At 71.3% G+C, this 12,991-nt stretch carries 15 protein-coding genes; 10 read left to right on the top strand and 5 right to left on the bottom strand.

The features are described 5' to 3' along the window. The first annotated feature begins 72 nt into the window (after positions 1-72). The 5 genes from A6F73_RS18835 (at position 73) to A6F73_RS18815 (ending at position 2,980) form a co-directional block, all read left to right on the top strand. On the top strand, positions 73-828 hold the full coding sequence (locus A6F73_RS18835; RefSeq protein WP_063348885.1) for an alpha/beta hydrolase: 756 nt from the start codon (positions 73-75) through the stop codon (positions 826-828). Positions 829-944: 116 nt separating this feature from the next. Continuing rightward, positions 945-1,340, top strand: coding sequence for a glycine cleavage system protein GcvH (gcvH, locus tag A6F73_RS18830; protein WP_063348884.1), 396 nt, complete (start codon positions 945-947; stop codon positions 1,338-1,340). A gap of 207 nt (positions 1,341-1,547) precedes the next feature. Next, positions 1,548-2,339, top strand: a complete 792-nt coding sequence (locus A6F73_RS18825) for a nucleoside-diphosphate sugar epimerase (RefSeq protein WP_159398489.1) — start codon at positions 1,548-1,550, stop codon at positions 2,337-2,339. A gap of 36 nt (positions 2,340-2,375) precedes the next feature. Beyond that, positions 2,376-2,726 carry a hypothetical protein gene (locus tag A6F73_RS18820; RefSeq protein WP_244293437.1) on the top strand — a complete coding sequence of 117 codons (351 nt, stop codon included), beginning with the start codon at positions 2,376-2,378 and terminating at the stop codon, positions 2,724-2,726. Then, a complete protein-coding gene (locus tag A6F73_RS18815; protein WP_063348883.1) occupies positions 2,723-2,980 on the top strand; it encodes a hypothetical protein in 258 nt (85 codons plus the stop codon). The genes A6F73_RS18820 and A6F73_RS18815 overlap by 4 nt, the downstream gene beginning before the upstream one ends. 48 nt (positions 2,981-3,028) lie before the next feature. Here the strand turns inward: A6F73_RS18815 and mqnP are convergent, their stop codons facing one another. Further along, positions 3,029-3,934: a menaquinone biosynthesis prenyltransferase MqnP gene (gene mqnP / locus A6F73_RS18810; protein ID WP_063351311.1), complete on the bottom strand. Its 906-nt coding sequence runs from the start codon at positions 3,932-3,934 to the stop codon at positions 3,029-3,031. After that, complete coding sequence (locus tag A6F73_RS18805; RefSeq protein ID WP_063348882.1) at positions 3,922-5,379, bottom strand: menaquinone biosynthesis decarboxylase; 1,458 nt, start codon at positions 5,377-5,379, stop codon at positions 3,922-3,924. Before A6F73_RS18805 ends, mqnP begins: the two co-directional genes overlap by 13 nt. Before the next feature lie 90 nt (positions 5,380-5,469). Between A6F73_RS18805 and A6F73_RS18800 the strand changes: the two genes are divergently transcribed. The 4 genes from A6F73_RS18800 to A6F73_RS18785 all read left to right on the top strand — a co-directional run bounded on the left by A6F73_RS18800 (position 5,470) and on the right by A6F73_RS18785 (position 9,067). Further along, positions 5,470-5,877: a PLD nuclease N-terminal domain-containing protein gene (locus tag A6F73_RS18800; RefSeq protein ID WP_063348881.1), complete on the top strand. Its 408-nt coding sequence runs from the start codon at positions 5,470-5,472 to the stop codon at positions 5,875-5,877. A 451-nt stretch (positions 5,878-6,328) separates the two neighbouring features. Further along, positions 6,329-7,930 (top strand): acyl-CoA carboxylase subunit beta, encoded by a 1,602-nt coding sequence (locus A6F73_RS18795; RefSeq protein ID WP_063348880.1) that lies wholly within the window; start codon positions 6,329-6,331, stop codon positions 7,928-7,930. Between the two features lie 83 nt (positions 7,931-8,013). Then, the gene (locus A6F73_RS18790) at positions 8,014-8,223 is read left to right on the top strand and encodes an acyl-CoA carboxylase subunit epsilon (RefSeq protein WP_063348879.1); all 210 of its coding nucleotides are present in this window, start codon (positions 8,014-8,016) and stop codon (positions 8,221-8,223) included. 226 nt (positions 8,224-8,449) lie between these two features. Continuing rightward, positions 8,450-9,067 (top strand): ScbR family autoregulator-binding transcription factor, encoded by a 618-nt coding sequence (locus A6F73_RS18785; protein WP_063348878.1) that lies wholly within the window; start codon positions 8,450-8,452, stop codon positions 9,065-9,067. A gap of 67 nt (positions 9,068-9,134) precedes the next feature. Here A6F73_RS18785 and A6F73_RS18780 read toward each other — a convergent pair whose 3' ends face one another. Next, entirely contained in the window at positions 9,135-9,761 is a 627-nt protein-coding gene (locus A6F73_RS18780; protein ID WP_063348877.1) for a ScbR family autoregulator-binding transcription factor, read from the bottom strand. Positions 9,762-10,111: 350 nt separating this feature from the next. Here A6F73_RS18780 and A6F73_RS18775 point away from each other — a divergent pair, with 350 nt between their 5' ends. Then, positions 10,112-11,230: a ScbA/BarX family gamma-butyrolactone biosynthesis protein gene (locus A6F73_RS18775; RefSeq protein ID WP_159398488.1), complete on the top strand. Its 1,119-nt coding sequence runs from the start codon at positions 10,112-10,114 to the stop codon at positions 11,228-11,230. A 109-nt stretch (positions 11,231-11,339) separates the two neighbouring features. On the opposite strand, the gene A6F73_RS18770 is transcribed toward A6F73_RS18775, so the two are convergent. Both A6F73_RS18770 and ccsB read right to left on the bottom strand, forming a co-directional pair. Further along, on the bottom strand, positions 11,340-11,744 hold the full coding sequence (locus A6F73_RS18770; protein WP_063348875.1) for a hypothetical protein: 405 nt from the start codon (positions 11,742-11,744) through the stop codon (positions 11,340-11,342). A 122-nt stretch (positions 11,745-11,866) separates the two neighbouring features. After that, entirely contained in the window at positions 11,867-12,991 is a 1,125-nt protein-coding gene (ccsB, locus tag A6F73_RS18765; protein ID WP_063348874.1) for a c-type cytochrome biogenesis protein CcsB, read from the bottom strand.

The raw sequence follows: 12,991 nt of genomic DNA, 5'->3' as shown, positions 1-12,991 counted from the left end.
CCGCCCGCCGCCTGCCGCACGGGCCGGCGACCGGCCGTTCGGGCGGGAGGCTTCCGGGGAAGGACCGAGGGCATGACGATCCCTCACCGCTCGACCGGCACCGGCGACCACCACGTCCTGGTCCTGCACGACTGGTTCGGCACCAGCGCGGGCTGGGGCCCCTTCCTCGACTACCTCGACGGCAGGGCCTTCAGCTACGCGTTCCTCGACTACCGGGGCTACGGAGAACGCAAGGACGTCACCGGCTCCTACACGCTCGCCGAGATCGCCGCCGACGCGCTCGCCCTGGCCGACCAACTCGGCTGGGACCGCTTCTCGCTGATCGGCCACTCGATGGGCGGCAAGGCCGCGCAGCAGGTGCTGGCCGAGGCGCCGCTGCGGGTGCGCAAGCTCGTCGGCCTGGCACCCGTCCCCGCCGGGGCCTACCCGCTGGACGCCGACGGCGAGGCACTGTTCTACGGCGCCGCCGAGGACCGCGAGAAGCGGTACGCGATCCTCGACCTGGTCACCGGGCAGCGGGCGGGCCGGGTCTGGCTGGACCGCATGGTCGACCAGTCGCTCCGGCTCTCCACACCCGAGGCCTTCGGCGGGTACGTGCGGGACTGGGCGACGGCCGACCTGGAACGCCGCATCAACGGGAACCCCGTCCCCGTCAAAGTGATCGTGGGCGCACACGACCTCGCCCTGACCGCCGACGTGATGCGCGGCACCTGGCTCACCCACTACCCCAACGCCGAACTGGAGGAGCTCGACGGCAGCGGCCACTACCCGATGTACGAGACGCCGGTGGCACTGGCCACCTCGCTGGAGTCCTTCCTCCACAACTGACACCCGCCTTCACCCGACCGGGTGCGCTTCGCGGCGAGGGGCGGGGACCTGTAGCAGGCTCCTCCGCATGACTGACGGTCCGTCAGTGCAGTCGCCTCGACCTCGCGGAGATCCCCATGGCCAACGTCCCGAAAGACCTCAAGTACACCAAGGACCACGAGTGGGTGCGGACCACCGGCAAGGACAAGGCCCGTGTGGGCATCACCGACTTCGCGCAGAAGCAGCTCGGTGACGTCGTCTTCGCCGACATCCCCACCATGGGGAAGCAGCTCGAATCCGGCGAAGCGTTCGGCACGGTGGAGTCCGTCAAGGCGGTGAGCGAGATCTTCATGCCGCTCACCGGAACGGTCACCGCGGTGAACGAGGGCCTGAACGACGAACCCGAGCTGATCAACACGGACCCGTACGGCGACGGCTGGATCATCGAGCTCACCGTCGCCAAGCCTGACGAGCTGAAGCAGTTGCTCACGGCCGCCCAGTACGAGGCCTTCATCTCCAGCCGTTCGGAGTAGCCACCCCGGGCCGAGCGCACAGGAAGTCGGACTCACCGACTTCCTGTGCGCAGCCGGCGCCCGGCCAGGTGGCGGGGGCCAGGGCGAGGTCGGCGCGTGAAGCACTCGGGGGCGCACGCGAGTTGGCGCGCGCCTGGTAGACGATGGCGCATGAACCGGAGACCCGCACGCATGGGGCGTCTCATACTTCTCGCCTACGTTCGAGGCATGACAGAGAAGCGAGTTGACGAGGCGTCACCTGTACTGGCGGTCGGCGCCCCCGGAGCGGTCGAGCGACACGTCGGGCTGCAGCTCGCCGCCGCCGGGGTGCGCGTGCGGACGCTGACACAGCGGGCCCTGCTCGACCCGGCATCGCTGGAGGCGGCGGTCCAGGAGGCGGGCGCGGTGCTGCTGGGGTGGCCGTTCCCCACGGCGGACGAGGCGGCGGACGCGGTGGGGGTGCTGGCCCGGGAGGTCGGGCGGGTGGTGTTCCTCTCCTCGACGGCCGCCCGGGCCGAGGGCGAGGTGGAGGCGCTGCTCGCCGGGAGCGGGGTCCGGCACACGGTGCTGCGGGCGCACGGGTTCACCGCCGCGCTCCAGTGGGCGCAGGAGATCCGCTCCGGGGGCGCCGTGCAGGGCTACGGCGGCGCGGCCGGACTGAACCCGGTGGACGAGCGGGACATCGCGGCGGTCGCCGTCCGCGCCCTCACCGAGGACGGCCACGACGGCGCGCACTATCTGCTCACCGGCCCGGAGTGCCCCACCCAGGCGGAACAGGTGGACATCATCGGCGAGGCCGCCGGCCGCCCGGTGAAGTGGCAGGAGATCCCCCGCGAGGCGGCCCGCCGCCGCATGTCCGCCACCGGCCGGCCCGGGGTGGCCGTCGACAGCGCACTGGACTTCATCCACGCCCGCATCACCACCCCGAACCCGGCCACCACAACGGTCCAGGACCTCACCGGCCACCCACCCCGCAACTTCCGCACCTGGGCCACGGATCACGCCGCGCTGTTCCGCTGACCCGGCTAGGCTCGGACGAGACGAGAGGAGCGCCCTGTGAGCCAGCCGGTGTCGAATGGAGCCGAACTCATCCCTCAGCCTGAGAAGACCCCCGCGGCGATCAAGGCCGCGCTCGCCGTGGTGGCTGCCGACCGACTTCCGGAGATGGTGGAAGGGCAGACCAGAGCCATGGCGGCAGCCATCGAGGCAGGCAGCGTCAACCCGATCCGCGCGTTCGTTGCCCACTGGGCCGCCGTGGTGGAGATCGAACGGGTTCCGGCCACGGCACTGGCCTACCACCGGGCGAACTACCTGGCCAACCACGCGGCAACCACTGAGGAGTGCCGCCGACACGCCACGGAGGTCGCCGTGCTGTACCGGTCCGCCTTCTCGGCGGTGAACGGGTGAGCTGGAGCTGGGAGTACCTGCCCAGCGAGGAGCATGTCACCGGCGGGGCACCGGCTGGCTTCCTCGCGGCAGTCGAGCAGAAGGCCGCCGAACTGGTTCGGGCAGCCGAGGCGCTCTACCTGGATGGCACCACGTACGAGGGCAGCGGCGAGCCCATGCAGTGCCTCGACGTCGCTGGAGGACTGATCAATTACTACATCGTCCCCCGACTCGAACTCGTCGTCGTCTGCCAGCTGACCCCGCCGCTCACCTGATCCAGGCCAGCCAAGGCGACGGGGTCTACGCAAGCGGCTTCGCGGGGATCAGACCCCGATCCCACGGATGATCAGGTCCAGCAGGGCGAAGACGAACAGCGAGATGCCCACGAAGCCGTTGGTCTGGAAGAACGCCCGGTTCAGCTTGGAGAGGTCGTTCGGCTTGACGATGGTGTGCTCGTAGACGAACGCCCCCGCGACGACGACCAGGCCGACCCAGAACGCCGCACCGGCGTGGGTCAGGAGCGCGAACCACCCCAGCAGGAGCGTCGTGACGACGTGGCACACCCGTGCGCCCCAGATGGCCGCCGGGATGCCGAAGCGGGCCGGTACCGACCGCACCTTGCCGTGCCGGTCGGACTCGACATCCTGGCAGGCGTAGATGAGGTCGAAGCCGCCGATCCACACGCCGACCGCGACGCCCAGTACGAGGGCGTCCCACGACCAGGTGCCGGTCACCGCGAGCCAGGCGCCGACCGGGCCCATGGCCTGGGCGAGGCCCAGGATGGCCTGCGGGAAGTCGGTGAAGCGCTTGCCGTACGGGTAGACCACCATCGGCACGACGGCGACCGGCGCGAGCGCCAGGCAGAGCGGGTTGAGCATCGCCGCCGCGCCGAGGAAGACGATCAGCGCCACGGCCGAGCCGGCGTACGCCGTCTTCAGCGACACCGCGCCTGTGACGAGTTCGCGCGAGGCCGTGCGCGGGTTCCGGGCGTCGATCTCGCGGTCGATGATCCGGTTGGCGGCCATGGCGAAGGTGCGCAGGCCGACCATGCAGACGGTGACGATGAACAGCTCGCCCCAGTGCACCCGCTTGTCGGCGAGGAACATGGCCGTCAGTGCGGCGGTGTAGGCGAAGGGCAGGGCGAAGACCGAGTGCTCGATCATCACCAGGCGCAGGAAGGCCTTCGTGCGCCCCGGGGTTTCGACGGCAGCCGTGCTCACAGCCCGTATTCCTTCCAGCGGCGGGACACCAGGGCGGCCGTGGCCGGGTCCGACTCGACCATCTCGGGCCACCCGCCGTCGCGGGTGTACCCCTCCTCGGGGAGCTTGCGGGTCGCGTCGATGCCGGCCTTGCCGCCCCAGAACTGCTGGTAGGAGGCGTGGTCGAGGTGGTCGACCGGGCCCTCGACGACGGTGAGGTCGCGGCTGTAGTCGACGTTGCCGAAGGCCCGCCAGGCGACCTCCTGGTAGTCGTGCACGTCGCAGTCGGAGTCCACCACGATGATCAGCTTGGTCAGCGACATCATGTGGGCGCCCCAGATGGCGTGCATCGTCTTCTGGGCGTGCTTGGGGTACTTCTTGTCGATCGAGACGATCACGCAGTTGTGGAAGCCGCCGGCCTCGGGCAGGTCGTAGTCGACGATGTCCGGGATGATGATCTTCAGCAGCGGCAGGAAGAACCGCTCGGTGAACTTGCCCAGCGGGCCGTCCTCGGTCGGCGGGCGGCCGACCACGATGGACTGGAGGATCGGGCGGCGGCGCATCGTCACGCAGTCGATCTTCAGCGCCGGGAACGGCTCCTGCGGGGTGTAGAAGCCGGTGTGGTCGCCGAACGGGCCCTCGGGGAGCATCTCACCGGGCTCCAGCCAGCCCTCCAGCACCACCTCGGCGTCGGCCGGGACCTGGAGCGGGACGGTCTTGCAGTCGACCATCTTCACCCGCTCCCCGGCGACGAAGCCGGCGAACAGGTACTCGTCGATGTCGCCGGGCAGCGGCGCGGTGGCCGCGTAGGTCACGGCGGGCGGGCAGCCGAAGGCGATCGCGACCGGCAGCCGCTCGCCGCGCTTCGCGGCCACCGCGTAGTGGTTGCGGCTGTCCTTGTGGATCTGCCAGTGCATGCCGATGGTGCGGCGGTCGTGCCGCTGGAGCCGGTAGAGCCCGAGGTTGCGGATGCCGCTGTCCGGGTCCTTGGTGTGGGTGAGGCCCAGGTTGAAGAAGGAGCCACCGTCCATCGGCCAGGTGAACAGGGCGGGCAGCTCGTCCAGGTTGACGTCGTCGCCGGTGAGCACGACCTCGTGGACCGGCGCGTCACCGGACTTCACGTGCCGGGGCGGCACGTGCGCCATCGAGGCGAGCTTGCCGAAGGCGTCCCGGAAGCCGGTGAAGCCCTGCGGCAGCTCGGGCTTGAGCAGGCCGGCGATCTTCTCCGCGATGTCGTCCGGGCCCTTGAGGCCGAGCGCCTTGGCGAGGCGCCGCTCGGTGCCGAAGACGTTCATCGCGAGCGGCATCGACGAGCCCTTGACGTTCTCGAAGAGCAGCGCGGGGCCCTTGGCCTTCTGGACCCGGTCGACGATCTCGCCGATCTCCAGGTGCGGGTCCACCTCTGCCTTGATGCGCTTGAGGTCGCCCTCACGGTCGAGTGCCCGCAGGAACGAGCGGAGATCGTCGTATGCCATGCCTGTCAGTATCCGCCACCGGATAGCCTGGCTCCGTCAAGGGCCCCGGGAAGGCACCCGCCCCGACCGCCCCGCAGGGAGATCGCCGCCGTGCTGAGAATTCTTCTGACCATCGTCCTTCCGCTCGCGCTCTGGGTGTGGGCGTTCATCGACTGCCTGACCACGTCCGAGGACCAGGTGAAGCACCTGCCCAAGCCGGTGTGGGTGCTCATCGTGCTGCTGTTCCCGCCGGTGGGCCCGATCGCCTGGCTGGTGGCCGGCAAGCAGCGCGGCCTCCTGCGGACCGGGGCTCCCGACGACGCCGACGGTCGTCCGGGGCAGCCGGTCCGGCGCGACGGCCGCCCGCTCGCACCGGACGACGACCCCGAATTCCTCGCTTCGTTGAAGAGGAGCGACAACGATCACGAGGACATGCTGAAGCGGTGGGAGGCCGATTTGCGCCGCCGCGAGCAGGAGCTGCGAGGCGAGGACGAGCCCGAGGACGGCCGAAAGAGCTGATCGGAGCCACTGGGGGGATCCCCCGGACAGCCCACCCGGACGGCACCGGGTGGGCTGTGGTGTTTTTGGCGCTTCCCTACGACTCGGCGCCCTCTAGCACGGATCCGCACCCGTGCCCGACCGGACTTGAGCGGGGCTTGAGCAAGGCGCAAGAGGGCCGCCCTACATTACTGAACGAGGGCCCTGACCTGCGCTTTCCTTCATGTTCAGATCATCGGGCCATCACCTGACCGACAGCCCCCGGTATTCGAACGGACACCCAGTGCTCCGGCTTCGACACCACCGCTTCTGTGCAGGCCTGACATCTAAACGGACCTGACCTTGTACGGAATCGACGCCGAAACCAACGCACGGCCCCTCGTACAGTCATAAGTGAAGAAAGTGATTCGCAGCCGGGGGCACAGCAGACGTTGGCTGTCGGACAGTTCCCTCACCCTTGGAGTGGTTCGAGATGACGGTTGTGCATGAGGCGCCAGTCGACGGCGAGGTCCCCGAGGTCGCGGCCGACGCCCGCGGGCGGGTCGCCGAGCTGCACGAACTGCGCGAGAAGGTGCGGCGCGGCCCCAGCGAGAAGGCCACCGAGGCCCAGCACGCGAAGGGCAAGCTGACCGCCCGCGAGCGCATCGACCTGCTGCTGGACGAGGGCTCCTTCCGCGAGGTCGAGCCGCTGCGCCGGCACCGCGCCCAGGGCTTCGGCCTGGAGGCGAAGAAGCCGCACACCGACGGTGTGATCGTCGGCTGGGGCACCGTGCACGGGCGGACCGTCTTCACCTACGCGCACGACTTCCGGATCTTCGGCGGCGCGCTGGGCGAGGCCCACGCGCAGAAGATCCACAAGATCATGGACATGGCCATCGCGGCCGGCGCCCCGCTGGTCTCGCTCAACGACGGCGCCGGCGCCCGCATCCAGGAGGGCGTCACCGCCCTCGCCGGCTACGGCGGCATCTTCCAGCGCAACACCAAGGCCTCCGGCGTCATCCCGCAGATCTCCGTCATGCTCGGCCCCTGCGCCGGCGGCGCCGCCTACTCCCCCGCGCTGACCGACTTCGTCTTCATGGTCCGCGAGACCTCCCAGATGTTCATCACCGGACCCGACGTCGTCCAGGCCGTCACCGGCGAGAAGATCACCCAGAACGGCCTCGGCGGCGCCGACGTCCACGCCGGCGTCTCCGGCGTCTCCCACTTCGTCTACGACGACGAGCAGTCCTGCATCGAGGAAGTCCGCTACCTCCTCTCCCTGCTCCCCCAGAACAACCGCGAGATGCCGCCCCCCGCCGTCAACGACGACCCCGTCGAGCGCCGCAACGACACCCTCCTCGACCTCGTCCCCGCCGACGGCAACCGCCCCTACGACATGCGCAAGGTCATCGAGGAGATCGTCGACCACGGCGAATACCTCGAAGTCCACGAACGCTGGGCCACCAACGTCCTGTGCGTCCTGGCCCGCATCGACGGCCACGTCACCGGCATCATCGCCAACCAGCCCCAGTCCCTCGCCGGCGTCCTCGACATCAACGCCAGCGAGAAGGCCGCCCGCTTCGTCCAGATGTGCGACGCCTTCAACATCCCCCTCGTCACCATGCTCGACGTCCCCGGCTTCCTGCCCGGCGTCGACCAGGAGCACGACGGCATCATCCGCCACGGCGCCAAGCTCCTCTACGCCTACTGCAACGCCACCGTGCCCCGCATCCAGCTCATCCTGCGCAAGGCCTACGGCGGCGCCTACATCGTCATGGACTCCCGCTCCATCGGCGCCGACCTCTCCTACGCCTGGCCCACCAACGAGATCGCCGTCATGGGCGCCGAAGGCGCCGCCAACGTCATCTTCCGCCGCGACATCAACGCCGCCGAAGACCCCGACGCCATGCGCGCCCAGAAGATCAAGGAATACAAGAACGAACTGATGCACCCGTACTACGCGGCCGAACGCGGCCTCGTCGACGACGTCATCGACCCCGCCGAGACCCGCCAGGTGATCGCCTCCGCCCTGGCCATGCTCCGCACCAAGCACGCCGACCTGCCCAGCCGCAAGCACGGCAACCCGCCGATGTAACGCCCGCGCCCACGCGCGGCCCGCAGCACGCAGTTCCGAGCGACCACCACACACCACAAGCCACCGGGGGAGAAAACCAGACCATGACTGCTTCCGCCGAACCCCTCGTCCGTATCGTCCGCGGCTCGCTCTCCGACGAGGAGCTGGCCGCCCTCACCGCCGTGCTGATGGCCCGGGCGGCCGTCGCGCAGCAGGCCGCCGCGACCGCGCAGGTCGAGCCGATCGCCAACTGGCAGCGCCTGGAGCGCCGCCCGGCCTACTACTCGCCGGTCAGCTGGCAGCAGGCCGCCTGACGGCCCGGAACCTCCCGCGACGGCCGGTCACCCCACCCGGGTGGCCGGCCTTCCGGCCTTCCCGGCGGCCTGGGGCGCCGGTCCCGGCCGGTCCGACCACCGGGTGTCCGCTCCGCCCCGGCGCGGCTCGGTAGAATACCTACTGGACGGTATGCGGCCCGCCGCCCCGTCGGCCCCCATAGGATCGGCCGCTGCCGATGGACCAGAACTATCCAGGGAGGCTGCGATGGCCAGGCAGGCCCGCGCGCTGGCGACCCGCCAGACGGTACTCCTCGCGGCGGCCGAGGTGTTCGACGAGCGGGGCTACGCCGCCGCCACGATGTCCGAGATCCTGGACCGGGCCGGTGTCACCAAGGGCGCGCTGTACTTCCACTTCCACTCGAAGGAAGAGCTGGCGCTCGCCGTCATCGAGGGGCAGGGCGCCTGGCTGGGCACCTGGCAGCCGTCCTCGGACAGCCCGGTGCAGACCCTGATCGACCTCGGGTACGCCTTCGCCCACGCCCTCCAGGACGACCCGCTGGTGCGCGGCAGCATCCGGCTGACGATCGAGCACGGCAGCTTCACCCAGCCGCAGATCGCCGCCTACCAGGGCTGGTCCGACGTGGCCCGCGGGCTGCTGGAACGCGCCCGGGACGCCGGGGACCTCCACCCGGGGATCGACCTGGCGGCCGCCGCCGGGGTGATCACCGGGGCCGTCACCGGGATCCAGCTGAGCTCCCAGGTGCTGACCGACCGGCGGGACCTGATCCAGCGGATGTCCGACCTGTGGACGCTGGTGCTGCCCGGCCTGGTCCAGCCGCACGCGCTCGCCCGGCTGAGCGTCGCCGAGCGCGTGCCTTCCTAGGGCGTCTCCCGGGGCGTCTCCCGGACGTTTCCCAGGGCGCTTGCCGGGGCTCTCCGCCCAGGGCCGCTCAGAGCCGGTAGCCGGCGCAGTGCTCCACCGCCACCAGGGCCGGCAGCGCGGCCGCCCAGAGTCGGCCGACGGCCTCCGGACCGGGCCGGTCGGCCTCCTCGGCGGCGAGCAGCACCTGGCCGGCCGCCATCGTCGTCAGCAGTTCGGCGGCGGCCCGGCGGTCCAGCCCGGGGCGCAGCTCGCCGGCCTCGGCGGCGCGGTCCAGCAGCCGGTGGACGACGGCGGTGAGGCTGCGCCAGGCGGCGTCCGCGCCGGGCGGGCCGTCCGGGGTGTCGGCCCGGGGCGGGCCCTGGCGGCCGAGCCGGACGCCGGCCCGGACCATCACGTCCTCGCGCAGCAGCCGGGCGAGTTCGTGCGAGAAGTCGATCAGGCCCTGGAGGGCCGGTCCGCCGGAGCGCAGGGCGCGCAGCGCGGCCGAGCCGATCTCGCGCCCGGCGGCGGCGCGCACGCCGTCGGCGAGGGCCTGCTTGGAGACGAAGTGGAAGTAGAGAGCGCCCTTGCTCACCCCGGCCCGGCGGCTGATGTCGACCAGGCTGGCGGCTTCGAAGCCCACGCCGGCGAACGTGTCCGCCGCGGCGAGCAGCACGGCACGCCTGGTCCGCCCCGCGCGTTCCTGCTTGACCACTGGGCCCCTCCGGACTCGGCCGGACGCGTTTCCCCCCGCCCGCCCCGCTGCTGTCAGCGCGCCGCCGTTGGGGGCGACGCCTCGCATGCGGACGGCGCCGACCGAAACCGCATGGTTGGTATCTAATCTAGCTCCTTCGCGGACCCCGCCGTCCAGTGGGGAGCACCCCCGCCCCGGGCCTGCCGCCCCCCGGGCGGCCATTACCCCAGTCCAGGGTAGGGGTAGCGTGGTCGCGTCGGGCTGCGCGGCAGGGGCCACCCCAGACGCAGAAGAGAAACCGGGTGGTCTGTATGTTTTATCTCAGGCGACCGTACCGGCCGCTCGACCGTCACCCTGGAGTAGGGCCCGTCATGCCATTGATCGTAGAGCCGGACGCCCACGGTCCGTACGCCCACCCCGGTCCCGGCTACGACTTCCACGAGCGGACCGTCTCCCGCCACCTGGTGCACCGCACCTCGGTGTCCGAGGTGTTCCTCACCGGCTGGCAGGCCACCGGTCCGTACGACTTCCTGCTCGGCGCCCAGTGGCCCCGGCTGCACGCCTTCTACCGCCTGCCCGGGGACCGCTTCCACGACCCGGTGCTGATGGCCGAGACCATCCGGCAGGCCGGGCTGCTGATCGGCCACGCCGGTTTCGGGGTGCCGCGCGGCCACCACTTCGTCATGGAGGACCTCTCCTACGCGCTCGGCCCGGACGGGCTGCGCGGCCTGGCCGTCACCACCGGGCCGGCCTCGCTGATGCTCGCGGTCGGCTGCGAGGACGTCCGGATGCGGCACGGCCGGCTGGTCTCGCTGCGGGTGCACATCGACATATCCCGGGACGGCCACCCGATCGGCCACGGCTCCGGCCAGTTGCGGGTCGTCTCCCCCGCCTCCTACGCCCGGCTGCGCGGCCCCGAGCGGCGGGCCGCCGCCCTGCCCCGGCTGCCCGCGCCCACCGCGCCCGAGCTGGTCGGCCGCGCACAGCCCACGGACGTCGTGCTCAGCCCCACCCTGCGGCCCGACACCTGGCTGCTGCGCACCGACGCCGGGCACCCGGTGCTGTTCGACCACGAGCTGGACCACGTGCCCGGGATGCTGGTGCTGGAGGCCGCCCGGCAGGCCGCCCAGCGGCTGCGCCACCCCGAACCGGTGGTACCGGTCGAGCTGGTGACGTCCTTCGACCGCTACATCGAGCTGGACCGGCCCTGCCTCGTCCAGGCGGTCCACGAGCAGGCGCCGGACGGCCGCCGGCTGCCCGTCCGGGTGCTGCTGGTCCAGGACGGGCGGACGGCGGCCGACTGCCGGCTGCTCACCGAACCGATCGACGGACCCGCCGACGGATCGGCGGACAGGCCGACCGACAGACGGGGTGACAGACCGGGCGACAGACCGGCCGAGCCGCCGACGGTGCCCGCCCGGCGGGAGGCCTTCGACGACCGCCCCGCCGGCCAGGGCATCGGCAGCCCCCGGCTGCCGCTGGCCAGTTGAACGGCCTCCCCTGAGCACCCCCTGAGCACCCCTTGAGCACCCCTTGAGCACCCCTTGAGCGCCCCCTGAGCACCCCTTGAACACCCCCTGAGTACCCCCTGGCCGCCCGCTAGGCGGCGACCAGCGCCGACGGCCGACCCGCGTGCATCACGCTGAGGTTGGTGGCCAGCCGGACCGGGTCCTGGGCCAGCCAGAGCCGCAGCGCCGCGCCCAGCATCGCGCTGGCCGACTCGATCCGGACCTCGGTGACCTGCGCGATCCGCGCCGCGCCGGGCACCAGCAGGTCGGCCAGCGGGGTCGGCAGCCAGACCGTCAGCGCGCACGGCGCCGGCGCCGTCAGAGCGCCCAGCAGGCGGTAGGCGTCCCCCGGCGAGCTGAGCGTGGGGATGATGTCCAGCAGGCCGTCGGCCACCACCTCGGACACGTCGCTGCGGTGTCCCTGGGCGAGCCGGCGGAGCAACGTGCGCTCGGCGGCGGTGATTCGGACGGTCAGCATGACCTCGTCGCACTCCATTGCGCGATTTCCTCCTCGTTCCTCCCCGTGCCGGCCGGCGGCCGGCACGAACTACCCCTGTCGCACCTCGGCCCGGCTACCTTCTGCGGAGAGCCGGGCCGGTGGGTGACTGTGTGCCCCGGTCAGATCCCCGCGTAGGAGTGCTTGCCGGTGACGAAGATGTTCACGCCGTAGTAGTTGAAGAGCCAGCAGGCGAAGGCCGCCAGCGCCAGGTAGGCCGCCTTGCGGCCCTTCCAGCCGGCCGTCGCGCGGGCGTGCAGGTAGCAGGCGTAGGCGACCCAGGTGATGAACGACCAGGTCTCCTTCGGGTCCCACTCCCAGTACTTGCCCCAGGCCGCCTCGGCCCAGATCGCGCCCGCGATGATGGTGAAGGTCCAGAGCGGGAAGACCAGGGCGTTGATCCGGTAGGACAGCTTGTCGAAGGTGGACGCGGCGGGCAGCCGGCGCCAGACCGACGCCGGGGTGCCCAGCGGGCCGGTGGTCAGGCCGGCCGCGATCCGCTTGTCGAAGGAGTCCTTGCCGAGGTACAGCAGCGTGGCGATGAACGCCGCGTAGAAGGCGCCGCCGCAGAAGATCGCGGTCGAGACGTGGATCGCCAGCCACGGCGAGTGCAGCGCCGGGACGAGCTGCTCGGAGTCGGTGTAGAGCACCGTGGTGGCGATGCCGAGGGTCAGCAGCCCAGCGAGCACGACCGGCAGGCCGAGCCAGCGGACGTTCTTCTTCGAGGCCAGCAGCACCAGGTACGCCGCCGTCATGGCGAAGGCGAAGGCGCAGGAGAACTCGTACATGTTGCCCCACGGCCAGCGGGAGACCGAGAGGCCGCGGGTGACGATGCCGCCGGCGTGCAGCAGGGCACCCAGCACGGTGAGCGAGACCGCGATCCGGCCGGCCAGGTCGGCCCGGGTGCTGTTGCCGGCCGCGCCCGGGCCGTCTTCCTCGTCCGCGCCGCGCCCGCTGGTGACCACCGTCGCACCCTCGCCCGCCAGGGCGGTGCGGGTGAGCGTGGTGGTGCCGCCGCCGGCCCCCGCCACGGTGACGGTGACCTTCTTCGCGCCCTTGGTCCCGGCGACGGTCTCGGACAGGCTGCCCGACTGCTCCGTCGAGCGGACGGCGACGGCGCCCTTGCTGCCGAAGGTCCACTCGATCATGTGGGCGAACATGGCGAGTGTGTAGACCACCATCGCCGAATAGATCAGCTTGTTGGAGAGGTCGGCCAGCTGTGGGTCGACCCCCGAGGCGAGATGCAC

The sequence above is a fragment of the Streptomyces sp. MJM8645 genome (genome assembly GCF_001625365.1).
In the GTDB taxonomy this organism is placed as follows: domain Bacteria; phylum Actinomycetota; class Actinomycetes; order Streptomycetales; family Streptomycetaceae; genus Kitasatospora.
This window is presented reverse-complemented; position numbering and strand designations above follow the sequence as displayed.

What these genes read in the sequence shown, in the direction of transcription:
- A6F73_RS18835 (WP_063348885.1), top strand. Translation starts at nt 73, where the DNA reads ATGACGATCCCTCACCGCTCGACCGGCACCGGCGACCACCACGTCCTG.
- gcvH (WP_063348884.1), top strand. Translation starts at nt 945, where the DNA reads ATGGCCAACGTCCCGAAAGACCTCAAGTACACCAAGGACCACGAGTGG.
- A6F73_RS18825 (WP_159398489.1), top strand. Translation starts at nt 1,548, where the DNA reads ATGACAGAGAAGCGAGTTGACGAGGCGTCACCTGTACTGGCGGTCGGC.
- A6F73_RS18805 (WP_063348882.1), bottom strand. Translation starts at nt 5,379, where the DNA reads ATGGCATACGACGATCTCCGCTCGTTCCTGCGGGCACTCGACCGTGAG.
- A6F73_RS18795 (WP_063348880.1), top strand. Translation starts at nt 6,329, where the DNA reads ATGACGGTTGTGCATGAGGCGCCAGTCGACGGCGAGGTCCCCGAGGTC.
- A6F73_RS18790 (WP_063348879.1), top strand. Translation starts at nt 8,014, where the DNA reads ATGACTGCTTCCGCCGAACCCCTCGTCCGTATCGTCCGCGGCTCGCTC.
- A6F73_RS18785 (WP_063348878.1), top strand. Translation starts at nt 8,450, where the DNA reads ATGGCCAGGCAGGCCCGCGCGCTGGCGACCCGCCAGACGGTACTCCTC.
- A6F73_RS18775 (WP_159398488.1), top strand. Translation starts at nt 10,112, where the DNA reads ATGCCATTGATCGTAGAGCCGGACGCCCACGGTCCGTACGCCCACCCC.
- A6F73_RS18770 (WP_063348875.1), bottom strand. Translation starts at nt 11,744, where the DNA reads ATGGAGTGCGACGAGGTCATGCTGACCGTCCGAATCACCGCCGCCGAG.